The organism is Trinickia violacea, from assembly GCF_005280735.1.
GTDB classification, from domain to species: domain Bacteria; phylum Pseudomonadota; class Gammaproteobacteria; order Burkholderiales; family Burkholderiaceae; genus Trinickia_A; species Trinickia_A violacea.
Map to the genome: position 1 here is coordinate 366,314 of NZ_CP040077.1, position 24,857 is coordinate 391,170.

Annotated in this window: 20 protein-coding genes; 6 read left to right on the plus strand and 14 right to left on the minus strand. The window is 65.3% G+C overall.

Features of this window, described 5'->3' with window-relative positions:
• Positions 1-32: 32 nt before the first annotated feature.
• The 4 genes from FAZ95_RS01525 to FAZ95_RS01540 are packed head-to-tail and all read left to right on the plus strand — an operon-like array spanning position 33 to position 4,711.
• Positions 33-1,235 carry a branched-chain amino acid ABC transporter substrate-binding protein gene (locus FAZ95_RS01525; protein WP_137330816.1) on the plus strand — a complete coding sequence of 401 codons (1,203 nt, stop codon included), beginning with the start codon at positions 33-35 and terminating at the stop codon, positions 1,233-1,235.
• Positions 1,236-1,271: 36 nt separating this feature from the next.
• Positions 1,272-2,171, plus strand: coding sequence for a branched-chain amino acid ABC transporter permease (locus FAZ95_RS01530; protein WP_137330817.1), 900 nt, complete (start codon positions 1,272-1,274; stop codon positions 2,169-2,171).
• Positions 2,172-2,174: 3 nt separating this feature from the next.
• Positions 2,175-3,998, plus strand: a complete 1,824-nt coding sequence (locus FAZ95_RS01535) for a branched-chain amino acid ABC transporter ATP-binding protein/permease (protein ID WP_137330818.1) — start codon at positions 2,175-2,177, stop codon at positions 3,996-3,998.
• The gene (locus tag FAZ95_RS01540; protein ID WP_137330819.1) at positions 3,986-4,711 is read left to right on the plus strand and encodes an ABC transporter ATP-binding protein; all 726 of its coding nucleotides are present in this window, start codon (positions 3,986-3,988) and stop codon (positions 4,709-4,711) included. The genes FAZ95_RS01535 and FAZ95_RS01540 overlap by 13 nt, the downstream gene beginning before the upstream one ends.
• Before the next feature lie 17 nt (positions 4,712-4,728).
• Here the strand turns inward: FAZ95_RS01540 and FAZ95_RS01545 are convergent, their stop codons facing one another.
• The 13 genes from FAZ95_RS01545 to FAZ95_RS01605 form a co-directional block, all read right to left on the minus strand.
• Positions 4,729-5,019 carry a type II toxin-antitoxin system RelE family toxin gene (locus tag FAZ95_RS01545; protein WP_137330820.1) on the minus strand — a complete coding sequence of 97 codons (291 nt, stop codon included), beginning with the start codon at positions 5,017-5,019 and terminating at the stop codon, positions 4,729-4,731.
• Entirely contained in the window at positions 5,006-5,248 is a 243-nt protein-coding gene (locus FAZ95_RS01550) for a type II toxin-antitoxin system Phd/YefM family antitoxin (protein ID WP_137330821.1), read from the minus strand. The genes FAZ95_RS01545 and FAZ95_RS01550 overlap by 14 nt, the downstream gene beginning before the upstream one ends.
• 270 nt (positions 5,249-5,518) lie before the next feature.
• A complete protein-coding gene (locus tag FAZ95_RS01555; RefSeq protein ID WP_137330822.1) occupies positions 5,519-9,115 on the minus strand; it encodes an indolepyruvate ferredoxin oxidoreductase family protein in 3,597 nt (1,198 codons plus the stop codon).
• Between the two features lie 308 nt (positions 9,116-9,423).
• A complete protein-coding gene (locus FAZ95_RS01560) occupies positions 9,424-10,395 on the minus strand; it encodes an ion channel (RefSeq protein ID WP_137330823.1) in 972 nt (323 codons plus the stop codon).
• A gap of 143 nt (positions 10,396-10,538) precedes the next feature.
• On the minus strand, positions 10,539-10,784 hold the full coding sequence (locus FAZ95_RS01565) for a hypothetical protein (RefSeq protein ID WP_137330824.1): 246 nt from the start codon (positions 10,782-10,784) through the stop codon (positions 10,539-10,541).
• A 62-nt stretch (positions 10,785-10,846) separates the two neighbouring features.
• Entirely contained in the window at positions 10,847-11,068 is a 222-nt protein-coding gene (locus FAZ95_RS01570) for a hypothetical protein (RefSeq protein WP_137330825.1), read from the minus strand.
• Between the two features lie 117 nt (positions 11,069-11,185).
• On the minus strand, positions 11,186-12,097 hold the full coding sequence (locus FAZ95_RS01575) for a carbohydrate kinase family protein (RefSeq protein WP_137330826.1): 912 nt from the start codon (positions 12,095-12,097) through the stop codon (positions 11,186-11,188).
• The gene (locus tag FAZ95_RS01580) at positions 12,094-13,551 is read right to left on the minus strand and encodes an AGE family epimerase/isomerase (RefSeq protein WP_137330827.1); all 1,458 of its coding nucleotides are present in this window, start codon (positions 13,549-13,551) and stop codon (positions 12,094-12,096) included. Before FAZ95_RS01580 ends, FAZ95_RS01575 begins: the two co-directional genes overlap by 4 nt.
• The gene (locus FAZ95_RS01585; protein ID WP_137330828.1) at positions 13,548-14,576 is read right to left on the minus strand and encodes a LacI family DNA-binding transcriptional regulator; all 1,029 of its coding nucleotides are present in this window, start codon (positions 14,574-14,576) and stop codon (positions 13,548-13,550) included. The genes FAZ95_RS01580 and FAZ95_RS01585 overlap by 4 nt, the downstream gene beginning before the upstream one ends.
• Positions 14,577-14,739: 163 nt before the next feature.
• A complete protein-coding gene (locus FAZ95_RS01590; protein ID WP_137330829.1) occupies positions 14,740-15,432 on the minus strand; it encodes an aspartyl/asparaginyl beta-hydroxylase domain-containing protein in 693 nt (230 codons plus the stop codon).
• Positions 15,433-15,646: 214 nt separating this feature from the next.
• The gene (locus FAZ95_RS01595; protein WP_137330830.1) at positions 15,647-17,512 is read right to left on the minus strand and encodes an EAL domain-containing protein; all 1,866 of its coding nucleotides are present in this window, start codon (positions 17,510-17,512) and stop codon (positions 15,647-15,649) included.
• Positions 17,513-17,647: 135 nt separating this feature from the next.
• Positions 17,648-18,826, minus strand: coding sequence for a GGDEF domain-containing protein (locus FAZ95_RS01600; protein ID WP_175425496.1), 1,179 nt, complete (start codon positions 18,824-18,826; stop codon positions 17,648-17,650).
• 733 nt (positions 18,827-19,559) lie between these two features.
• Positions 19,560-20,585 carry a bile acid:sodium symporter family protein gene (locus tag FAZ95_RS01605; protein ID WP_137330832.1) on the minus strand — a complete coding sequence of 342 codons (1,026 nt, stop codon included), beginning with the start codon at positions 20,583-20,585 and terminating at the stop codon, positions 19,560-19,562.
• Positions 20,586-21,164: 579 nt separating this feature from the next.
• Here FAZ95_RS01605 and FAZ95_RS01610 point away from each other — a divergent pair.
• Positions 21,165-21,644: a peptide-binding protein gene (locus FAZ95_RS01610; RefSeq protein WP_137330833.1), complete on the plus strand. Its 480-nt coding sequence runs from the start codon at positions 21,165-21,167 to the stop codon at positions 21,642-21,644.
• 480 nt (positions 21,645-22,124) lie between these two features.
• Positions 22,125-23,237, plus strand: coding sequence for a porin (locus FAZ95_RS01615; protein WP_137330834.1), 1,113 nt, complete (start codon positions 22,125-22,127; stop codon positions 23,235-23,237).
• A gap of 118 nt (positions 23,238-23,355) precedes the next feature.
• Here FAZ95_RS01615 and FAZ95_RS01620 read toward each other — a convergent pair whose 3' ends face one another.
• A complete protein-coding gene (locus tag FAZ95_RS01620) occupies positions 23,356-24,723 on the minus strand; it encodes an MFS transporter (RefSeq protein WP_137330835.1) in 1,368 nt (455 codons plus the stop codon).
• Positions 24,724-24,857 lie beyond the last annotated feature (134 nt).

Consider the following 24,857-nt stretch of genomic DNA (forward strand, 5'->3'; position numbering starts at 1 on the left):
CGCCGATCCTTCTTAAAACAAGGAGAAACGAAATGACCAAAGGAAATGATGGCGCGCGTCGCGCGAAGAAACTGGTGTTGCGGCCGCTCGCGCTCGTGCCGCTCGTCGCCATGGCGGTGGCCGCCGGCCTCGCGCCGGGCGTCGCGCAGAGCCAGGGCGACACGATCAAGATCGGCGTGCCGGTGCCGCTCTCCGGCAGCTCGGCGAACGCCGGCCAGGATATCGTGAACGGCGCCAAGCTCGCCGCCGCGAAGATCAACGCGGCGGGCGGCGTGCTCGGCAAGCAGATCGAGCTGGTTCCCGAAGACGATGCCTGCGACGCGCAGACGGCAGTCCAAGCGGCGCAGAAACTCGTCGACGCGGGCGTGGTTGCGGTGGCGGGCGGTTATTGCTCGAGTGCCGCGCTGCCGGAGCTGACCGCCTTTCACCGCGCGGGAATTCCCTATGTGCTCGACGCCTCGACCAATCCTCAGTTGACTGAGATGGGGTGGGACAACGTGTTCCGCACGATCGGCCGCGACGACGAACAAGGGCCGTTTGCCGCCGGTTTCATGAAGAACTTCCTGCACGCGAAGAAAGTGGCCGTGATCGACGACAACACGACCTACTCGAAGGGCCTCGCGCAGAACACGGTGTCGGCGCTGAAGAGCCAAGGGGTGGACGTGGTCTACGCGAACTCGATCACGCCGGGCCAGATGGACTATTCGCCGACGCTCACGCGCGTCAACTCGCTCTCCCCCGACGTCATCTACTACACCGGCTATTTCGCGGAAGGCGGGCTGATGGTGAAGGAGGCGCGGCAGCTCGGCTATAAGGCGACGTTCATGGGCGGCGACGCCAACAACGACCCGACACTCTTCAAGACCGCCGGCCCCGCGGCCGAGGGCATGATCATCACGACGGCGCCGCTCGCGCAGTTCCTGTCCACGGCGCACGGCTACGTCGACGACTACACGAAGACCTACGGACAAGGGCCGGGACCGTATTCGGTCTACGAGTACGACGCCGTCGGCGTGACCGCGAAGGCGATCGCGGACGCGAAATCGACGAACCCCGCCGCGATCGTCGCTGCGTTGCACAAGATCACCGACTACAAGGGCGTGACCGGCTCGATCGGCTTCAATCCGAAGGGCGACCGCAGCCGCGCGGTGTACGTCACGGTGATCGTCAAGAACGACGAGTTCGTGCCGTATCAGTCGTTGAGCGCCAGCGGGAAGTGGGTGGCGATGAAGTAGGGCGCGTGAGCTTGGGGCGGCCCGGCGCGCGCTGACATGAGCACCTTCTTTCAGTACGTCGTCGAGGGGCTGACGATCGGCTCGTTCTACGCGCTCGTCGCCCTCGGCTACACGATGGTCTACGGGATCATCCGTCTGATCAACTTCGCGCATGGCGACTTGTTCATGGTCGGCGCCTTCATCGGCTGGACCGCGTTGTCGGCGCTCGCGGCCTCGAATATGCCGTGGCTGCTGGCGCTCGGGCTCGCCCTGCTCGCGGCGATGCTGGCGACCGGCGTGCTCGGGCTCGCGATCGAACGGCTCGCGTATCAGCCGCTCCTGCGCGCGCCGCGGCTGTCGATCCTGATCACGGCGCTGGGGGTCTCGCTCGCGCTCGAGAACGGCGTGCTCCTGATGTTCGGCCCGGGCTTCAAGACCTATCCGCATCTGCTCACGCAGACCGGCTTCTACCTCGACGGCGTGCAGATCACCTATGCGCAGATCGGCATCGTCGCCTGCAGCTTCGCGCTGATGCTGGCGCTCTATTTCTTCGTTCACCACACGTTCATCGGCACCGCGATGCGCGCGCTCGCCATCGATCAGGACGCGGCGCGCCTGATGGGCATCGACGTCGAACGGATGATTCAGCTGACGTTCTTCCTCGGCTCGATGCTGGCGGCGGTGGCCGGCGTGATGGAAGGGCTCTACTACACGCAGATCAACTTCTTCATGGGCTTCGTTTTGGGCTTGCGCGCGTTCACGGCGGCGGTGCTCGGCGGCATCGGCAACATTCCGGGGGCGATGGCGGGCGGCATCCTGATCGGCCTGCTCGAAGCGTTCGGCGCGGGCTACGTGTCGTCGCAATGGACCGACGTGTTCGTGTTCGGCGTGCTGATCGCCGTGCTCGTCGTGAAGCCGACCGGGCTCTTCGGCGAGCGCGTCGTCGAGAGGATGTAGGCCATGAGCACCGTCACCGCTTCCGCTTACAAGCGCGGTTCGATCGGCGTGGCGCTGTTCGCCGCGGCGGCCGCGCTGCCGGTGATCGCGAGCAACTACATCGTCGATGTCGGCCTCACGATCCTCACGTATTCGATCCTCGGGCTCGGGCTCAATATCGTCGTCGGCTATGCGGGGCTGCTGGACCTCGGCTATGCCGCGTTCTTCGCGATCGGCGCGTACACCACGGCGCTGATGGAAACGCTGCTGCATTTTTCGTTCTGGGAGACGCTGCCGTTTTCGATTGTGTTCGCGGGTGCGTCGGGGATCGTGATCGGCTATCCGACATTGCGTTTGCGCAGCGACTATCTCGCGATCGTCACGCTGGGTTTCGGCGAGATCGTGCGCATCATCGCGACCAACCTCGACATCACCGGCGGTCCGAACGGCATCTTCGGAATCGAGCCCCCGAAGTTGTTCGGCTACGAGATCGCGTCGCCGCGTGCGGTCTATGAGCTCGGGATCGTGTTCGCGGGGTGCGTGCTCGTGTTCGCGATCCGGCTCGGACAATCGCGGCTCGGCCGGGCGTGGACCAGCATCCGTGAGGACGAGGCCGCAGCCGAGGCGGTCGGCGTGCCGACGCTACGCACCAAATTGCTTGCCTATGTGATGGGCGCGCTGATCGGCGGACTGGGCGGCAGCCTCTTTGCCGCGCGCTTCGGCACCATCGATCCGACCGGCTTCACGTATCTGCAGTCGGTCACGATCCTGATCATCGTCGTGCTCGGCGGGCGGGGCAGCATTCCCGGCGTGCTGATCGGCGCGGCTATTGTGGCGGGCCTGCCCGAGATGCTGCGGTTTCTATCGCTGTGGCGGATCTTCGGCTTTGCGATCGGGCTCGTGATCCTGATGCTGCTGCGGCCGCAAGGGCTGTGGCCGGCCGCACTGCGCCGCGTCGCGCCGCCGAAGCAGACGGCGCTCGGCGAGGCGACGCCCGCGCCCGCGCCGGCGCCGCGCGAGATCGCCGCCGGCGAGACGCTGCTCGACGTGAGCGATATGACGAAGCGCTTCGGCGGCGTGCTTGCGGTGGGCGGCGTGAGCTTCACCGTGAAGGGCGGCGAAATCTTGAGCGTCATCGGGCCGAACGGCGCGGGGAAGACGACCGTGTTCAATTGCCTCACCGGCGTGATCCGTCTGACGAGCGGCCAGGTGCGCTGGCTCGGCGCGCCGCTCGCGGGCGGTGCGCCGCATCGGATCGTCCATCGCGGCATCGCGCGCACGTTCCAGGGCATACGGCTCTTCGGCAACATGACCGCGTTCGAGAACGTGCTCGTCGGCATGGACCACCGCTTCAAAGCGCCGATCGTCGCCGAGCTGGTGGCGCTGCCGTTCGCGCGCACCGAAGCGGCCAGCCACGCGGCGGACGGGTTGCGCTGGCTCGATTTCGTCGGCCTGCGCGCGCGGGCCGGCGAGCGCGCGGCGGACTTGCCGTATGGCGATCAGCGGCGGCTCGAGATCGCGCGGGCGCTCGCGAGCAACCCGCGGTTGCTGCTGCTCGACGAGCCGGCCGCCGGCATGAACCCCACCGAGAAGCAATCGCTGATGGAGTTGATCCACCGGATTCGCGACTACGGCGTGACCGTCCTTCTGATCGAGCACGACATGATGCTCGTGATGGGCGTGTCAGACCGCATCATCGTGATGGACCACGGCGTGATCATCGCAGAGGGCAAGCCGGCCGAGATCCAAGCCGACCCGCGCGTGATCGACGCGTATCTCGGCACCGCGGAAAAAGACGAAGCCGCCGAGGACGGCAAAGCCGGGGAGGCATCGCTGTGGGACTCCTAGAGATCCGCGATCTGCACGTGAGCTACGGGAAGGTCGAGGTGCTGCACGGCATCTCGCTCGACGTGGGCGCGGGGGAGATCGTCGCGCTGCTCGGCAGCAACGGAGCGGGCAAGACCACGACGCTGCGCGCGATTTCGGGGCTGGTCCGCGCGCGCGCCGGGCAGATCACGATGGACGGGCAGCCGCTCAACGACTTGCCCGCGCACCGCATCGTCGCGCTCGGGCTCGGGCATGTGCCGGAGGGGCGGCGCATGTTCGGGGCGTTGACGGTGGAGGAGAATCTGCGGCTCGGCGGCTATTTGATCCGGCGTGAGGCGGGCTCGATCGAAGCGCGCTTGGAGACCATGTTCGAGACGTTTCCGCGGCTTCGCGAGCGGCACAACCAGCTCGCGGGGACTTTGAGCGGCGGCGAGCAGCAGATGCTCGCGATTGCGCGTGCGCTGATGGTCAAGCCGCGGCTCGTGGTGCTCGACGAGCCCTCGATGGGGCTCGCGCCGAAGCTCGTGCGCGCGATCTTCGCGATGATCGCGAAGATCCAGAGCGAGGGGACCGCGATTCTGGTCGTCGAGCAGAATGCGCGGCAGGCGCTCAGGATTGCGTCGCGCGCGTACGTGCTGGAGAGCGGAAAGATCGCGCTGTCCGGGCAGTCGCAGGAGCTGGCGCAGGATAGCCGGGTGAGGGCGGCGTATTTGGGGGGGAGTGCGGGGGCTTGATGCCGAAGCCGTTCATGTCAATTGAGCCGTTTGAATGCGGCGCTATACGCCGCATTCCGCTCGCGCTTCCCAATGGCGATGACCACTACCGTGACCGTACCGTCGTCCACCTGATAGACCAACCGATACCCCAGGGCAAGCAACTTGATCTTGTAGCAGTCCGGCATATTGCGTAGGCGTGCGGACTCGACGCGTGGATTCCGGAGCCGCTCGGCGAGCTTGCTCTTGAGCTGCTCGCGCACGGTTCTGTCGAGTCGTTCCCACTCTTTTAGCGCGGACGGCAAGAACTTCAGTTCATAGGTCTTCAAGTTTCACGCTCACGGCTTGTTCGCCGCTGCGCGCCCTGACGATCTCAGCCAGCTCGAAATCCTCAAGTCTTTCGCAAATCGCTTCCCACTCGCGGGCGGGAATCAGGTACGCGACCGGCTTGTTGCGGTTGAGCACCGCGATTGGGCCGTCAGCTTGCTCAATGGCGGCGGTCGGGTTGACTTTGAGTTCGCTGATGCCTATCGAGGCGCGGGCAAGAATGCTTTCCATGGGGTGACCCCTCGGCGTTCAGAACCGGACAAGGGCACGCGGATGCCGTCGTCTGGACCTTCGTATGAGAACCTGGTGGCGAGAGTTTTGAAACTAGGCCCAATGGCCGGGGAGTCAACGACTGCCCGGCCATTCTGAGTTCTAGTTGGTCAACTAGAAGACCAAATATTAGGTTAATTGATTGGTCTCGTCAACGCTGGCGGGACTTAGGCGAATCTCAGTCTGCAGATCAAGACCATCGCCCCGTCGCTACGGGCAAAGCCGCCTCCCTCACTTCGCCACCACCACCGGAATCCCCCGCAACGTCCCCGCGCCCTTCGCTTCATCGAGCGCCTTTTGCACGTCACGGCTCGTCGCCGCATCGACGCCGAGCTTCACCGCAAGATCGCGTTCGCTGCGCTTCACGCCCGCGAGGTTCGCGAGCTTCACGTGCCCATAGCCGCGCACACGTGCGTGCAGCTCGGCGAGCTTCGCGGCATCGTCGGCATTGGCTGCGTTCAACACCGCGAACGCACGCCCCATCGTCGCCTCGTAGTCGCCCGCCAGCGCCCGCTCCATGCGCCGCTCGACCGTGCGGCCGAACGGATCGAGCGCCGTGCCGCGCAGGCCGCGCCATTTCGCGAGCGTGCCGAGCACCGGCCAGAACCACTGGCCGAACTCCTTCTTGCGCGGCACGCTGCCGTGCTCGGGCTTGGCGATGGTCGGTGGCGCGAGGTTGAACTTCACCGTGAAGTCCTTGCCCGCCGTGCCTTCGAATTGCGCTTCGAGCGCTTCGCGGAACGCCGCGTCCGTGTGCAGGCGCGCGACTTCGTATTCGTCCTTCACCGCGAGCAGTCGATAGAAGGTCGTCGCAACCGCGCGCGAGACGCGCTCGCCGCCGATGCCCGCTTCCGCACGTCGCGCCGCGTCGACGAGCGCGCGATAACGCGTGACATAACGCGCACCGCCGTACGCCGCGAGACGCGTTTCGCGATCGGCGATCAGCGCATCGAGCGATTCGACCGCCGCTGCCGCCGCCGAAGCCGTAGGCTTGGCAGCATGACGCGCCGCCCACAGCGCATCGAGCGCAGCCGGATCGCCCGCCGCAAGCCGCCCCACCGCGAACGCAAGCTGATTCATCGGCACCGCGACATTGTTCAGCTCGATCGCGCGCATCATCGCCGCGTGCGACACCGGCACGAGCCCCAGCTGCCACGCGAAGCCGAGCATCAGGATGTTCGCGCCGATCGTGTCGCCGAGGAACTTCGTTGCGAGCTTCTGCGCGTCGCAGGCCGACATGAAGTCCTCGCCGGCGGCGTGGCGCATCTTGTCGATGAGCGCGTCGGCGTGCAGGCTCGCATCGGGGTTCTGCACGAACGACGCGTTCGGGATCGCGTGCGTGTTGACGACGATCCGCGTGCGGCCGTGCCGCACCGATTGCAGCGCCTCGGCGCTCGCGCCCACCACCATGTCGCACGCGAGCAGCACGTCGGCCTGCTGCGTGTCGATGCGCACTTGGTTCAGCCATTCGTCGCGCGCCGCGAAGCGCACGAACGACAGCACCGAGCCGCCTTTTTGCGCGAAGCCCATGAAGTCGAGCACGGAGGCGCTCTTGCCTTCGAGGTGCGCCGCCATGCTGATCAGCGCGCCGACCGTCACGACGCCCGTGCCGCCCACGCCGGTGACGAGGATGTCGTACGGCGCGGCGTCGAGATGGGTGGCCGGGATCGGCAGCGCATCGACGCGCGCAGCGAGTGCCGCTTCATCGAAGGCGGCGCCCGCCGCCTTCTTGAGCTTGCCGCCTTCGATCGTCACGAAGCTCGGGCAGAAGCCGTTCACGCACGAAAAGTCCTTGTTGCACGACGATTGATCGATGCGGCGCTTGCGGCCGAGCGGCGTCTCGACGGGCTCCACCGACAAGCAGTTCGACTGCACGCCGCAATCGCCGCAGCCTTCGCAGACTTCCTCGTTGATGAAGAGGCGCTTGTCCGGATCGGGGAACTCGCCTTTCTTGCGGCGGCGGCGTTTTTCGGCGGCGCAGGTCTGGTCGTAGATCAGCACCGTGACGCCTTCGATTTCGCGCAGCTCGCGCTGGACGGTATCGAGCTCGCTGCGATGGTGGAACGTCGTGCCGTTCGGGAAGAGGCCGTGATGGCCATCGTATTTCTCGGGTTCGTCGCTCACCACGACGAAGCGCGACACGCCTTCGGCCTCGACCTGCCGCGCGATTTGCGGCACGGAGATGCTGCCGTCGACGGGCTGTCCGCCCGTCATCGCGACCGCGTCGTTGTAGAGGATCTTGTAGGTGATGTTCGTGCCCGCCGCGACGGCCTGACGGATCGCGAGAATGCCCGAGTGGAAATAGGTGCCGTCGCCGAGATTCTGGAAGACGTGGCGCGTTTTCGTGAACATCGAGTGCGAGGCCCAGTCGACGCCTTCGCCGCCCATCTGGATGAGGCCTGTCGTATCGCGCTCCATCCACGACGCCATGAAGTGGCAGCCGATGCCTGCCTGCGCGATCGAGCCCTCCGGCACTTTCGTCGACGTGTTGTGCGGGCAGCCCGAGCAGAAGTAGGGCGTGCGCCGCACCGCGTCGGCGGCGTTCGAAAGAATTTGCGGCGCGACGAGATCGACCACGCGCTCGCGCCGATCGAGCGCGGGCTTGTGGCGCGCGAGCCAATTCGCGAACACGGGCAGGATGCGCGACGGGCGCAGCTCGCCGAGGTCGGACAGCAACGGCGTGCCGTCGATGTCGTGCTTGCCGATCACCGCGGGGCGCGTACCCGTGCTGCGGTTATAGAGGGCGTCCTTGATCTGCTGCTCGATAACGGGGCCTTTCTCTTCGATCACGAGCACTTCCGAGAGACCTTCGATGAACGTATCGATACGCGTCATCTCGAGCGGGAACGACAGGCCGACCTTGTAGATCCGCACGCCGGCCGCCTCGAGATCGGCGACGCTCAAGTCGAGACGCCGCAGCGCTTCCATCAGGTCCAAGTGCGCCTTGCCGCACGTGATGATGCCGACGTTCGCCTGCGGGCTCGGCGCGATCCATTTGTCGATGCTGTTGGTGCGCGCGAAGCGCCGCACGGCGTCGAGCTTCGCGTGAAGCCGCGACTCGATTGTGAGACTCGGCAGATCGGGCCAGCGGTTGTGCAGGCCTCCCGCGGGCGCCTGGAAATCGTCGGGATCGGTCCAATTCGTTTTCAGCGCGTCGAGGTCGACCGTCGAGCCGGATTCCACCGTTTCCGAGATCGCCTTGAAGCCGACCCACGCGCCCGAAAAGCGCGACAGCGCCCAGCCGTAGAGGCCGAACTCGAGCATGTCGGCGATGTTCGACGGATTCACCACCGGCATGTGCCACGACATCATTGTGAAGTCGCTCTGATGCGGCATCGACGACGACACGCAGCCGTGATCGTCGCCCGCCACCACGAGCACGCCGCCGTGCGGCGACGAACCGTAGGCGTTGCCGTGCTTCAGCGCGTCGGCGGCGCGGTCGATGCCCGGGCCCTTGCCGTACCACATCGCAAACACGCCATCGACGGTCTTCTCGCCATCGGCCTCGACGCGCTGCGTGCCGAGCACGGCCGTGCCGCCGAGCTCTTCGTTGATCGCGGGCAGAAAGCGCACGTCGCTCGCGTCGAGCAGCTTGCTGGCCTTCCACATCTGCTGATCGACCATGCCGAGCGGCGAGCCGCGATAGCCGGACACGAAGCCGGCCGTGTTCAGGCCGCGCGTTTTGTCGAGCGCGCGCTGCGAGAGCATCAGGCGCACGAGCGCCTGGGTGCCGGTGAGGAAAATGCGGCCGCGCGTGGCGGTGAGGTTATCGGTGAGGCGGTAGTCCGACAGGGCAGGCGTGTCGAGCGACGGCGGGCGGGCGGTCATGAGGGGAGTCTCCGGTTCTTATGCCATCCGCGGCGAGTTGGGGAACCAAGCGGATCGGGCGGATGGAGCGGACGTGCGACGGTTTGTCCGCGGAGACTCTATTTTTCAGCGGCAATAAGGGAAGATTTTTGCTATCTCGTGATCGTTGCGCCGCTGGCGAGCAAATTGTTCTCGAACGTATGAATGACTTGAGTAGTAACTGCTTTTGTGTGCTGCGGTGTAGTGCGGTGGCGAACCCGCGAAGGCCACGCGCGAGCCCGCGCGATCGAAGAGCGCGAAATCGCGGCGCTCGTCAAACCGCATTAGCCTTAGCAAGGCCGCGCGCCGGACTGAACCTCCTCCAGTGTGGGCTCCTTCCCGGGAGCTTCCATCGGCACGACCTTGTCGAAGTTCCGGTAGTCGATGTGTGTGACGCCGTCCTCGTCGTCGCGCAGCAGGTCGGCGAAGCGATGGTGCCAGAGGACGTCGCTGTGCGACCACTCGTAGCGCGCTTGCATCGTCTGCGCAGTGGTTTCGTCGGAGCCCTCGATCATCACCATGAACGACGCGTCGGACTGCGCGAGGGTCTCCGCCGTTTCCCCGTAGAGGGGGCTCGTCTCGTCGATCACGTGCACGAGAAGCCATCCGAGCAGGAAGATCGGATGCTGATCGCGCACGAGGTCGAGATCGCGGATGCGCCATAGCGTGTCGCCTTCGGGCGTCGTTTCGCGGCGCACGAGCCGCAGCTTCGCGTGCGCCTCGGCGATCACGTTCTGCCGCGCGTTGGCGGCGCGCACCATCAGGGTCATCCGGCCGTCGTACAGCCGCACCACGGTGCGGCGCGCAAAGATGATCTTGGCGCGCGGCCTCGAGAAGCGCGCGAATATGAGACCGGTGGCGAGCGCGATCCCCGACATCCCCGTGAAGATCTCCAGCGTGGCGATCATGTGCGCGTAATAAGTCTTCGGATGCATGTCGCCGTAGCCGACCGTCGCGAGCGTCTCGACGCTGAAGAAGAACGCGCCCGGGAAGCCTTTCGGATACTGATTCGCGATCGGGTCGGTGCCGAGCATGTAGAGGCTCGCGAACACCATGTTCAAGATCAGGAACATGGCGGCGAGCGCGCCGAAGAAGGTCGGCCAGTTCAGGTTCAGCGCGCGATGGTAGAGATCGAACCACGCGCGCGCCGGCATGCCGTGCGCGATCACGGTGCCGGAGCTGGTGGTGAGCTTGCGGCCACGGGGGACGTGCCGCTCGGCTTCGGGTTTGTGGTCGGAGGTCCAGGGGGATCGGGTTGACATGGGCGGTAAGCGCGCGGGTTCTTATCGCTTGGAGCGTAGCACGCCGCTCGCGCTTTTTTGTCCGCAGCAGTACTGAGCAAGGCCGCTTTCGGCCTGGCTTGCCCTGTTTCGCTGATTTACCTGCTTACTGGATTATTGCCGGCTCACGGAAACGAGCGCGGCTTCGGCACGCCGGCGCCGTGGTCGATATCGGCGACGGCTTGCTTGTGCGCGGCATCGACCGCCGCCGCTACGTCCGCGTAGCCGCTGTCGCCGCCGACCGTCGTCCACTTCTGCACCGGATGGTCGCGGTGGCGGATTTCGTACTCGGCATCCCAGCGTGCGCCCTGCAGTTCGAGCGGGCGAACGTGGATCGAATACACCCCGTAGAGAAAGAGTTGCTCGGCCATTTCCGCCTCCGGTCGTGCGTGATCGATCAGGCTTGTTGTTCTTTTAGAGGTGCGCCTGACATCTACAGTTCGATTTCGCCGAGAATGCGGTGCGCGAGCGCCTTGGCTTCGTCGAGGGCTTCCTGCTCGCTGGCGCTCGTCGTTTCCACTTCGTAGACCATGTTTTCGGGGTCGTCCGGGTCGTCGCGATCGAGCGATACGACGCCCTGGAACTGTCCGCCGTCCAGCGGGCGCGCCGTTGCGGTCGCCGTGTAGATGCCCTTGGTGTAGGTGACGTCGTCCATGATGCCGCTCCGCTAGAGAGGGAGATTTCATCCTAGCACGCGCTTTGCGAACTTACCGTGTCGGCCGGCGCACGGTTCGAGCACGGTTTCTCAAGCAAAAACGAGCAAAAAGCGGCCTTAATCGGTCAGCAGCGACACCACCTCGTCGAGCGTCGGCGAATGGGCGCCGGAATGGCGGCATGCCGCCGCGCCCGCGGCCAGCGCGAACGCCAAATGCTCGGCGTAGCTGCGTCGCGGCGATTGCATCAGGCTGAACAGGAAGCCGCCGATCGACGCGTCGCCGGCCCCCACCGTATCCGCCACCTCGACGCGCGGCGGCTTCGCTTCGAACGTCTCGCCGCCGGCAAAGAGCGTCGCGGTTTCCGAGCCGCGCGTGACGAGCACCATCGCCGCCGGATTCATCGCGCGCAGTTCGGCGATTGCTGCGGCCTCGTCGGTCTTGAAAATGAGGCGCAGGTCTTCGTCGGAGACTTTGATGAGGTCGGCGAGCGCCGCCATCGTTTCGAGCGTCGGGCGATAGCCCGTTTCCATCAGGTTGCGGTAGTTCGGGTCGAAGCTGATCTTCACGCCGTGCGCGCGCAGATCGGCGGCGAGCGTCGCGAGCGTGGCGCCGAGCGGCTGGCGCACGAGGCTGATGCAGCCGAAGTGCGCCCACTGCGCCGCCTTCATCCAGCCTTCCGGTAGCAGCTCGGGGTCGAACGCGAGATCGGCGCCGTTTTCGCCCATGAAGAAATAGGTCGGCGGATGCGTCTCGTGGACGACCGCCAGCAGCGGCGGCCGGTTAACGCGCTGCATGAAACGCATGTCGAGACCGGCGGCGACGCTCGCGTTCCAGAGTTCGTCGGAGAAGTAGTCGGTGCCGAGCGAGCCGGCGCTCGCCGTCGGAATGCCGAGCCGCGCAACCGCGCGCGCGACGTTCCAGCCCGCGCCGCCCGGACGCGACAGCCAATGCGAATCGCTGGTGCGCACGAGGTCGGTCAGGATGTCGCCGGCGGAAACGAAGAGCGGGAAATCGGTCGGGGCGGTCATGATGCTTCTCGCGGCTTGCTGTGGCTGTTGGATTTGGGGGCTCGCTTGGGGGCGTGCCCCCCAGTGGCCGGTTTTGCCGCGTGGGCGGTGGCGGGTTTTGACGACGCTGCAGCGCGCTCGAGTGCGGCAGCGGCGACGTCGGCGGCCGCGCCCGCGCCTTCGCCCGAATTCGCCGCGCCGTGCGCGAGCGGCGACAGCGCGTTCAGCACCTCGTAGCACGCGCCCATCGTGTGATAGTCGGTCTTCCCGGCGGGGCTCTTTTCGTCGCTGTACTTGCGGTTGTCGCACGTGAGGATGCGATACCACGCGCCGTGGCGGTGGTCGACGAAATGCGCCCAGCTATAGCGCCAAATCTCCTCGTACCAGTCCCAGAAACGCTCGCTGCCAGTGCGCTGCGCGAGCAGCGCGGCGGCGGCGAAGGTCTCGGCCTGCACCCAGAAATATTTGTCGTGATCGCAGATCGTGCCGTCGGGGCCGAAGCCGTAGCAAAGGCCGCCGTGGTCGTCGTCCCAGGCGTGGGTGAGCGCGGCGTCGAACAGTTCGATCGCGCGCGGCAAGAGCCACGGCAGCGCGCGATGGCGCTCGAGGATCAAGAGCAGCTTCGCCCATTCCGTCTGGTGTCCAGGCTGGAAGCCCCACGGGCGGAAGATGTTCGAGCTGTCCTCTTCGTTGTAGTGCCAGTCGACCGACCAGTCCGCGTGGAAGTGCTCCCAGACGAGGCTGTGCGAAAGCTGCGCCTGACGCATCGTGATGTGGGTCGCGACGCGCTCGGCGCGGTCGAGATAGACGAGATGGCCCGTCGCCTCGTACGCGGCCAGCAGCGCCTCGGTCGTGTGCATGTTCGCGTTCTGGCCGCGATAGCCGGACACATGCCAATCGGCTGTCGCTTCGTCGGCGTAGAGGCCGGCGGCGCGGTCCCAGAAGCGGTGCTCCATCAGCTCGAACGTCTGCGCCACCAGCGGACGCGCTTCCTCGACGCCCGCCATCACCGCGTGCGAAGCGGCGAGCAGCACGAACGCAAGGCCGTAGCAGTGGCGCGTGCCGTCGAGCGTGCGCTTCTTGCCGTCGCGCCACTCGATTTCCCAGTCGTAGCCTTGATTGTCGGCGTCCCAGTGCGCGTCGCGCAGGAACTCGAGGCCGTGGCGCGCGTATTCGAGGTGCTGCGCGTCGCCGAAGTGGCGGTACGCCATCGCGTAGTTGAAGACGAAGCGGCAGCTGCTGACGAGGTGGCGCGTCGTGCGGTCGTAGACCGAGCCGTCGTCCTTGAAGAAATGGAAGAAGCCGCCGGACGGATCGAACACGGTCGGCGCGTAGAAGCGCAAGGTGTCCGCGACGTGCGAGAGCAGGAACGCGCGGTCGCGGAAGTCGTCGACGGGCGGGATGGCCTCGTTCGTGTGCACGGTGGCGAGAACGGCGCGGGCTTGTGATTTTGCGTGATTAGGCAGCTTCGTCATGGTGTGGTGATTCCCAGGAAGGTGCTGGCGGTGCTGAAAGCGTCGAGCGAAACGGCGGTGCTTGCGCGCGGGATCAACTGCACGGGTAGCCGCACCTCGAGCTCGGCGGGCGCATCTTCGAGCAGCAGCTCGACGCCGCGTGCGCCGAGCGCTTCCTTGTCGACGGCGATGGTCGTGAGCGGCGGCACGGAATGGGCGGCGGCGGGGATGTCGTCGAAGCCGACGATCGCGATGTCGTGCGGCACGGAGAGGCCGCGCGCGAGGCACACGCGCATCGCGGCGAGCGCGGCCGCGTCGTTGTAGGCGAAGACGGCATCGGGCGCGGGGCCGGGCGCATCGAGAATGCGCTGCATCGCGCGCGCCGCGCCGGCGTCAGGATCGAGCCCGGCGTCGATCGTGACTTCGAGCGACGGATCGAACAGGAGGCCCGCTTCGAAGAACGCGCGCCGGTAGCCGAGCGCGCGCTGCGCGATGCTGTAGTGCGCGAGCGACCCGCCGATGAACGCGACGCGCCTGCGCTTCAATGCGAACAAGTGCTGCATCGCGAGCGCGGCGCCCGCGGCGTTGTCGAGATTCACCGAGCGCAGGTTCGGCGCCCACAGGTCGATCAGCACGAGCGGGCGCTGCAGCGCGACGAGCGCCGCGAGCGTTTCGGGTTCGACGAAGCCGGCCACCGCGATCGCATCGGGCGCATGCAGGCGCAATTGATCGACGATGTCGTCGGTCGGTCCCGCCGTGAGCAGCGACGGCACGATGCCGCGCTCGCGGCACGCGTGCTCGACGCCGTGCAGCACGTGCGAAAAGAATGGGCTCGCCGCGACGTTGTTGTGCTGGCGATGCAGAAGAAAGGTGAGGCGCCGGATGCGCGGGCGCAGCTGCGCCGGGTCGTAGCCGAGGCGCCGCGCGGCCTCGACGACGCGCAGACGCGTCGCTTCCGATAAGCCCGGCTGGTTTTTCAGCGCCCGCGATACGGTGCCGATCGATACGCTCGCCGCCCGTGCGACGTCGCGAATGGTGGTCGCCATCGTCTCCGATTCTGTCGATTCTGGTTCGGCCGATTGTATAGTAAAAATCGACGGAATCGGCCGGAAAACGCGCGGCCAGGCACGCGTAAATACCCGTAGAATCAGGAGAAAGCGAACAAAAGCGTGTTTAGTAAAATTTACTAAACACTACGGCCTGCGCTCGCTAAACTGCAATTTTCTCGCCACGCAGACGAATGCCGAGCCGCACGATCGAGATCACCGCGTTCGACAGAATCCGCATGTCGAACGGCATCCTGCGGCGGCGGACGTCGAGCAGCAGCACGATGCGGACTTGGTCGCTCGCGTTCAGCACTTCGTGTTCGAAGGTGTCGTCCCACAGCATGAATTCGCCTTCGTGCAGACCGTAGGCATGGCCGTCGACGGTGAGCGTGGCGGCGGGGTTGCCGTTCGCGTCGAGCGGCATCGACAGCACGAGATAGCCGCGCAAGATGCCGCGAAACGGCCCGTGATGCGGCGGGATGTGCTTGCCGGGCGCGAGAAACGAGAACGACGCCGAGAGCACGTCGGGCGATTGCTCGACGATCGATGCCAGCGTCGGGCAGCGCTTCAGGTTGCGCTGGAACGCCACGCCGTACGCTTTCATGATGTACATGCGCCAGTCGCGCGCGTCGTTGGCCGAGATATCGGCCTGCTCGCGCATGATGTCGTGAAAGCGGGGGATGTTGCGCAGATTCGCCGCAACGTCGAGCGCCTCGGCGCGGATCGCCTGCCAGTTCGCGACGAAGCGCGCCGCGTCGGGAAAGTGGCGCGTCGCATCGAGCACGGGCGCGTCGTCGATGCGGCTGTCGAATACGCGGCGCATCAGCCGCACACTGCTGTCGTACAACCCAAACATCCGGACCCTCGTTGCCGCGATTGATGTCGGCGCCGGGGCGGCGCCGTGTGCAGTTTAGACTGGGACGAACGAAGGAGTTCGGCGGCGCGCTCCCCACGCGCGTGTTTAGCTGCGCATGTCGGTTATGGGAGATTACAAGGCGTCAGTGCCGCGTAAATAGTGGAAAGGCAACCGCAAGACTGGGGTGCTACGGAGGCGTCGCGGCGTTTCCGCGCTAGTTGAGGGTTCGCGCCTCGGTCTCCGGCTGCTGTGGCGTCGCGGCCATATGCATGATCGATTCGCCTTCCTCGACGTCGATCAGGAAAAAGCCCGCCGGCTCTTGTTTCGCGCGGCGCTTCGCGAGCGCCGCCGCCGACGCGATCATCTCGCTGCTGTAGACGTGGCTGTGATCCGGCTGCGACTTCACGCGCACGCAGCCGATCGCCATCGTCACGAAGCCGAAGAAGGTCGGGTTGCCGCGCCGGTCTTCGCCGTGGATGCCGCCCGCGGCGCGGTCCGCATCCGCGTAGAAGCGCTGGGCGCCTTCATTGAACGTCGCGATGGCGTGGTGGACGCGCGTGCGCCAGTCTTCGCTCTGAAAGAGGATCAGGAAGTCGTCGCCCCCCACATGCCCGAGAAAGTCGCGGGTCGGGTCGCAGATGTCGGCTAGCACGGCGGCCGCGAACTTGAGCACTTCGTCGCCTTGCCAGTAGCCGTACTGGTCGTTGAACGGCTTGAAGTGATTCAAGTCGACATAGCACGCGAAGAACTCGGCGTCGTGGCCGAGCAGGCGCGCGATGTGCGAGCTGATCGGAATGTTGCCCGGCAGGAACGTGAGCGGGTTCGCGTAGCGCGCCGCTTCGATGCGCACTTCGGTCACCGCGCGCACGAGGCTCTCGCCGGTGCCGAGGCCGAGGTACTTGCCGTTGTCGGTGATCACGAAGCCGTCGGCGAGGTAGCGTTGATCGTCGCTCGCGAGCAGCTTCGCCATTTGCTCGACCGTCATCGACTTTTCGATGATGACCGGCGATGCGTTCGCAAACTGCAGACACGGGCGCTTGCCGAACAGCTCGCGGTGATAGGGCAGCGCGTAGCGGTCCATGAACGCGCGGCGATTGATCAGCGCGACGGGCTCGCCGTTTTCGACGACCGCCACCGCGTGCAGATTCGGCATGTGGTTGAAGAGATCGAGGACGTCGTTGTTGGTCGCTTTGCGCGGCAGCGCGGGCGCGGTCACCAGCATCTTCGCGGCCGCCATGCCGCCCGAAGGCGACGCGGAGACGCTGCGGGTCTGGCCGGGAAAGACGGCGATGTGCTCGGCGCGGATCGATTGCTTGGCGTCGTCGGTGATGCTTGTCGCGGGCGAGGCGTTCGGGCGGCCAAAGAAGTAGCCCTGGCCGCAGCCGATCCCCATGTCGCGGATCACGATCAGGTCCGCTTCGTTTTCGATGCCTTCGGCGACGAGCCGCGCGCCGCTCGAATTCGCGAAGTGCTGCATGGCGCGGACCGCTTCGAATTTGAGCGCGTCGCTCGCAATGTTGTCGATGAAGAAGCGGTCGATCTTCACGATGTCGGGCTGCAGGCGCACCCACAGGTTCATGCTCGCGTTCGCGGTGCCGTAGTCGTCGAGCGCGAATTGCGCGCCGGTTTCGCGCAGGGCCGCGACGATCGGCATGAAGCCGGCAATATCGGCGATCGCGCACTGCTCGGTCAGCTCCACCACGAGGCGCTCGACCGGCAGGCCGAGGCGCAGGAGCCACGCGAGCGTGGCGTCGCGCGTTTCTTCGAGCTTCAGGATCGCTTCCGCGCTGAAATTCAGGAACAGCTTGCCCTCGCAGCCGAGCTTCGCGAACGCCTGAATGCAGGTGCGCGCGGCGGCGTGCTCGAGTTCGGTCGTCATCCCTTCTTTTGCGGCGCGCGAAAACAGCGCGCCCGGCGACTCGAGCGGCGAGCCGGACGGACCGCGGATGAGCCCCTCATAACCGAGAATCGTACCGCCGTCGAATTCGACGATCGGCTGAAAGACCGCGAAAAGCGCGTGCTGCGCGATCAGATCGGCGATCCCCGGGGCAGAGGCTGCCGATGACGAACGAAGTGACATGACTGAACGGCCGACGAGCCGACGTTTGTTTGACAGGACGTTCGGGTTATCGACGCGGGGCCTTCAGAGTTGAATGAATTTTTTGTGACTCAGTGCACCGATGTCGTGCGAGAAATGGCGCTGAGGTCTCACGATTCAATCTGGCTGCCACTCGCGCGAAAACGGTTCGATGCCCGGTTCTTCGTGCGGCGCTTTGGCGAGGGGGGCCTGGGCGGTCTGCGTCTCGTGCGCCGGTTGCGCGGGCGCGGCGTCGTCGCCCGCGGGACGTCCGGCGATGACCACCCGATTGCGTCCGCCGCCTTTCGCGTGGAGAAGCGCGCCGTCGGCGCGGCGGATCACGCGGTCGATCTGTTCACCGCGAATATGCTGCGCGACGCCGACGCTGATCGTCAGCGTGACTTCGAACTGACGGATGTCCTCGATGCGCTTTCTGAGCCGCTCGGCGACGCGCGCGGCGTCGATCTGGTCTGTGCCAGGCAGAAGCGCCACGAACTCCTCGCCGCCGAAGCGCCCCGCGACGTCGGACGAGCGCATGCTGTCCTGGATGTGGTGGGCGATGAGGCGCAGCGCGCGGTCGCCGGCGTCGTGGCCGAAGCGGTCGTTGACCGACTTGAAGTGATCGGCGTCGATGTAGAGCACCGAGAACGGCTGCCCCGCGCGCTCCGAGCGCTGCAGGATGCGGCGGCCGAGTTCGAACACGCGGCGGCGGCGCGGCAGTTGCGTGAGATCGTCGATGTCGGCGAACGCGCGCAACTGATGCTCGAGCCTGAAGCTCTTCCGCTTCGCGCGGCGCGCGAAGTGGTTCGTGACGAAGCTGCTGGCGAGCGCGAAGAACATCGACAGCATGATGCCGATCTGCGTGTCGCCCGGCAGCCGGCGGATGGCGAGCAGGGCGAGCGGGCCGGTGAGGGCCAGCATGGCGGCGAGCGGGAAATCCCAGCCGCGCTGCAGGACCGGGCTGAACATCAGCGGAATCAGGACGAAGGCCGGCAGGACGATGAGCGCGCTGCGCTGCCAGTGCAGGCCGTGCAGCACGATGCCCGTTTCGAGCGCCGCGATGAAGACGAGCGCGGCGAGGCTCGAACGCATGCCGCTGTCTTTGCGCGCGGCCAGCGCGAGCGCCGCCGCCATCGGCAGCACAGGGGTGGCGCAGACGAGCGTCAAGCGCGTGAAGAGCTCGCCGTGCAGCCAGGCGTCGCCCGCGAACATGACGACATAGGCCGCGAGCGCCGTCGCCAGCTGCGCGCAGAGAAACGACCACAGCCGGTCGGCTGCGTAGTCTTCGAACGACAGGTTGTCTTCAGGCGCGTCCACGCTCTTGATCCGGCGCCCCCGCGAACGCCTTTTCGACCGCTTGCCGCCTGCCACCTCGTGACGATCCTCGTGGGACCGGTCTTGGCTGCTCATTCTTATTCTCTCTTCGCATGCAAATCCGGGGTACAGCTGAAACACGGGCTCTCAGTTCCGTGGCGTCATTCTAATATCGCCAAATAGTGCAGACGCTGATTTTAAAGAGATTTGAATTTGATGCGAGAGGTTATTGCAGGCGCCTGCGTCTTTTGGAATAGACCGGTGGTTGTCGAGAGCGCCGGTTGGCTCGTTTCGTAGAAAGTGGGCGAGAACCCACCGCATATCTCACCCTGGCTTCGAGATAATCGCCGAAGTGCAAACGTTTGCCTTGGCGCCTTATTTAATCTGGACGTCCGAAATAAGCGAAGGGATCAAAGTTGCCGGTTTCGTATGATTAATTGTTCGCGTCGCAGCAGATTATTTCGGAATATTACGGGTGGGCTCGGAAAATGTTGGCTCGATTAAATGCGGGATTGGCTGGCGGCGGCGCCAGCGCTCGCTGATCCCGATTGCAGTCTCGCCAAGCTGTGGCCCGGCCTATGACTTCCGGCCGACGCGACGCGCCCGCGAAGCTCGCGTCAAATGACAAAAACGCCGCGCGAGGCGGCGTTCCGTGTCCGACAGGCTTGGAGGGAAGATCGTGGCCCGTTCCTTTGTATCGCCGCGCGCGGCTGTTGATTGCGCTGATTCCGCGGAATCAGCGGCGCGCCGCAGCGGGCGCCGCCGCGTTGCGCGAGGCGGCGGCATGGCGCTCGCGGCTCATGTCGCGCGCGCCCCAGCGCTGCGCGAGCGCGGCGCAAACCATGAGCTGAATCTGATGGAACAGCATCAGTGGCAGCACGACCGCGCCGGCGTGCGACGCGAAGATGACCTTGGCCATCGGAATGCCGGCGGCGAGGCTCTTCTTCGAGCCGCAGAAAATGATCGTGATCCGGTCTTCGCGGCTAAAGCCCAGGCGCTTGCTGGCCAAGGCCGTGAGGCCGAGCGCCACGGCCAGCAACACCGCGTTCACGACCACGAGGCCCCCGAGCGCCAGCGGCGGAATGTGGTGCCACAGGCCCTCGTTCACGGCTTCGCTGAACGCGGAGTAGACGACGAGCAGGATCGAACCCTGGTCGACGAACTTGATCACGCCGCGGTTGCGGTCGAGCCACTTGCCGATCACCGGCCGCAGCAATTGGCCGGCGACGAACGGCACGAGCAGTTGCAGCACGATGTTGCCGACCGTGTGCCAGGCCGAGCCCGAACCGGCCGCGTGGTTGACGAGCATCACGCTCACCAGCGCGGGGGTAATGAAGATGCCGAGCAGGCTCGACGCCGACGCGCTGCAAACGGCGGCGGGCACGTTGCCCTTGGCCATCGACGTGAACGCGATCGACGACTGGACGGTGGACGGGAGCGCGCAGAGGAACAGGACGCCGGTATACAGCGCGGGCGTGACAAGCGGCGAAAGCAGCGGCTTGAGCGCGAAGCCGAGCACCGGAAACATCACGAACGTGCTGAGGAGCACGACCGCATGGAGGCGCCAATGCGTCGCGCCCGCCACGATCGCTTCGCGAGACAGTTTCGCGCCGTGCAGGAAGAAGAGCAGGCCGATCGCGATGTTCGTGATCCAGTTGAACGCGACCGCCGCTTCGCCTTTGCACGGCAGCACGCTCGCGATGATGACGGTGCCGACGAGCATCAGCGTGAAGTTATCGGGGAGAAATTTCGGGCGGGCCATCGTTGACTCTCAATGCGGCGATTGCGGTAAAGGGTGGCGTGGCGGGCGCGGACTTCGCGCCCCCGGAGCATTGGCGCTATTGTCGGTCTGCGCTATTGAAAATACAAATTCATTTAAATTGTTGATTGATGACCCGCGCACATGAGCCCTGGGGTTGCGGCGAAGCGGGCGGTGCTTCCGCGCAGTGTGCCCGCCGTGTGCCTGCGGTGTGCCTCTTCGCAGGGCATCAGCCGCCGCATGCGTCGCTCGCAAGCAACAAGCATGACCACACCGATCCTGCTCGCCGGCGACGGTAACAATGACCTCTTTCGCACAGAATTCGAGCGTGCAAAAGGCGTCTCGATATAGGGAAAACACTGCAAATTCAGCGCAGTAACAAGGCGTTACAACCCTGGCCCGGGTCTAACATTTTTTGCCTCGACACGTTTTCGCGCGGCCCATAAATTACTGCTGGAAGGCTCTTCGAAGCACAGTTGTGTGAGCAATACAAGTCAGTATGACGGTGGTTTTCCGCTGCTGTGCACCCTGCTTGTGCAGGCGTAGCGGGAAGGGTTGGCAGGCAAATCGATCATGGCGGAAATGGGTTCTCGAAACGTTGGGCGTTGGGCAGCGGGCGCGTTGTGCGCGGCCATGCTGTCGTTCGCCCACGCACAGCCGCCGCGATCGGATCACGGCGGGGGCGGATACCACGCGGGCGGCATGCGCGCCTACGGCGGACCCGCCGCGCATGCGCCCCGGGCCGATTCGCGCGGTTACGCATCGCAGCGTCGCGCGGCAGGCCCCCGTCAGGATCCACGTGCGGCGGCCGGCGGCTCGGCTTGGATGGGGCCCTCCGGCATCCCGGGCGGCCACGACCCGGTGTACGGCACGCCCATTCGCACCGTCAGCGAGGTCACGCGGCCGTTTCAACGCCAAGACCCCAACCCGCCCTATATGAGATCGGGCTCGATTCGCGCGGACATCACCCGCTATAACGAAGAGCGTGAATCGTCGCACTTCGTGCCGCGTCCGCCTAACCAAGTCCCGCATCCTCCCGAGCCGTCCCCCTACCGCAACTGACGGCGGCGCGCAGCGCGCAGTCGATGGCTGCCGAGCGGCGGCCGTCTATCTCTCCCGCAAGCCGCGACGCGGCATCCAAAGTGACGTAATCACGCCACACTTTTCGGCGTCCCCGGCGGTTCCGCACCGTTGATCGCCCCCCCTTTTTCAAAATAATATTGCGACCTTGCGGCTTTCGGCGACGATGGCGCTGCGCCCGCATGCCGGCCAGATCGGCGGCTGACATGGCATTGCGGGCCATTGGCTTCGATGTTCTTCGCAAGCCGCGCTCGATAAGCAAAACAAATCAACGGGCAACTAATGGGTTAGCTATACCCGCAATAAGCGAACCCATTTTTGTCCAGAAAAATGGTCCGTAAAGATGATCTTCGCCCGCAACCGGATCGACTGATCGACAGATCGAACGGCCAACCAAACAGCTCGCGCGAACCGCCCCCCCGCGCCCGTCAACGCTTAACTTTGAAAAAGACAGGAGATCATATGAAAGCAATCGTCAGCCGCACGCTGAAAACAAGCTTCAAGTGCGCGGCCGTGGCCGGCTTGCTCGCCGCGGGTACCGCAGCGCACGCGCAGTCGAGCGTCCAGTTGTACGGTCAGGTCGATACGTGGGTCGGGAATCAGAAGTTTCCCGGCCAGCAGAATGCGTGGCAAGTTTCCGGCGGCGGCATGTCGACGTCGTACTGGGGCTTGAAGGGCTCGGAAGACTTGGGCGGCGGCTACAAGGCCATCTTCACCTTGGAAGACTTCTTCCTGCCGCAAAACGGCAACTACGGCCGCTTCACGGGCGATACGTTTTTCTCGCGCAACGCGTATGTCGGCATCGAGTCGCCGTACGGTACCGTGACCGCGGGCCGCCTGACGACACAGCTCTTCATCTCGACGATCCTCTTCAACCCGTTCAGCGATTCGTACGAGTTCTCGCCGATGGTGTGGCACACCTTCCTCGGCAACACGGCAATTCCGACCGGCGCGACCTATACGACGGATACGGGCGTGGTCGGCGATTCGGGCTGGAACAACGCGGTGCAGTACTCAACGCCTGATTTCAACGGTCTGTCGGGCAGCGTGATGTACGGGCTCGGCAATACCGCCGGCGACAACGGCGCGAAGAAGTGGAGCGCCCAGTTCCTGTACTTCCACGGCCCGTTCGCGGCGACCGGCGTGTTTCAGTACGTGAACTTCAACAACGCGCCGGGCGATTTGGTGAATCCGCCGTCGGTGGCGTTCGGCGGCAGCGTGGTGCCGTTCAAGAGCCAGTATGTCGGCCAGTTCGGCGCGAGCTACGACCTCAAGTTCGTGAAGTTCTACGGCCAGTACATGTACACGCATAACGACCAGATCGCCGGCAGCAGCTGGCACGTCAACACGGAGCAGGGCGGCGTCACGGTGCCGGTGGGTCCGGGCACGGTGATGGCGTCGTTCGCGTACTCGCGCGATGCGGGCGGCCTCGACCAGACCCGCAAGACCTGGGCGCTCGGCTACGACTACCCGCTGTCCAAGCGCACCGATATCTACGCGGCCTACATGAACGACCGCTTGAGCGGCCTGTCGGACGGCAACACCTTCGGAGCGGGCATTCGCGCGAAGTTCTAAGCGCGGGTTGCCGGCTTCGCCGGCGGACGGCGCTCGTGCCGTTCGGTCCAGGTTACCGAACGGCCTAGCGTAGTGGTCTGGATTGGACGGCCCGGTCGCATTGGCGGCTGGGCCGTTTTCAGTTGACGAGCACCCGGCTGGAAAGCTGAACTCGCTTGATGTCTTTCACGATCACGAGATAGCTGAACACCGCGAGAAGCGCGTGAGCGGCGACGAAGATCAGCGCGCCTTCGAACGAGCCGCTCGCGCTCACGATGTAGCCGATCGCGATCGGCGTGACGATGCCGGCCGTATTGCCGAACGTGTTGAAAATGGCGCCCGACAATCCGATCGCCTGCTTCGGCGCCGTATCGGCAACGACTGCCCAGCCGAGCGCGCCGATGCCCTTGCCGAAGAAAGCGAGCGCCATCAAAGCGACGACGACCCAGTCGGCGCTCACGTAGTTGCATCCGATGATGCAGACCGACAGCAGCATGCCGCCGACGATCGGCACCTTGCGCGCGACGGTGAGCGAGCAGCCTCGCTTGATCAGCCAATCGGACAAGACGCCGCCGAGCACGCCGCCCGTGAAACCGCAGATCGCCGGAATCGACGCGACGAATCCCGCTTGCAGGATGGACATGTGGCGGGCCTGCACGAGATAGAGCGGAAACCAGGTCAAGAAGAAATACGTGAGCACGGTGATGCAGTATTGGCCCAGATAGACGCCGAGCAGCATGCGGTTGGCGAGCAGCTCCTTGAGGATCTGCCAGCTCGCGACGCTTGCCGTGCTGCCGACGGCGGTCGGTCCCGCCGATTTCCCCGCCGCGCGCACGACGCCGCCGCCCTGTTCGATGAGATCGAGCTCCGCCTGGCTGATGCGCGGATGATCGGCGGGGCTTCGCACGAACTTCAGCCACACCATGGCCAACGCGATACCGGCCGCGCCCATCACGAGATAGACCTGCCGCCAGCCGAATGCGTGGGTGAGCCACGCCATCAGCGGCGTGAAGATGACGGCGGCGAAGTACTGTGCCGAGTTGAAGATCGCCGACGCGGTGCCGCGCTCGGCAGTGGGGAACCAGGTTGCGACGAGCTTGCCGTTCGCGGGAAACGCCGGCGCCTCGGCGAGGCCCACCGCGAAGCGCAGGACGAACAGCGCGGCCACCGTGGCCGCCGCGCTGCCCGCGATCCCGATCGCGCTTTGAAGCAACGTGAAGACCGACCAGAAGAAGATGCTGGCCGCGTAGACGCGGCGCGCGCCGAAGCGGTCGAGCAGCCAGCCGCTCGGCAGCTGCGCGAGCACATAAGCCCAGCCGAACGCCGAGAAGATGTAGCCCATCTGCACCGCGTCCACGCCGAATTCCTTGCGGATGACCGAGCCGGTGATCGAGAGCGTCGCGCGGTCCGCGTAGTTGAGCGTCGTGACGATGAAGAGCATCAGCAGGACGCCATAACGGACGTTGGTTCTGACGGCGATGCGGGCGGCGGTGCGGCTCATATCCATCGTGGTTCCTGATCTCTCGCGGGCTGGCGAGGGTTGGGACATCGTTGCGGATCGAATCGGATGCGTGTTGTAAGACAACATGGCATTTATAGCGCAATGTTGTCAGTCAATGGGGGTCTATCTTTTAGGTATTT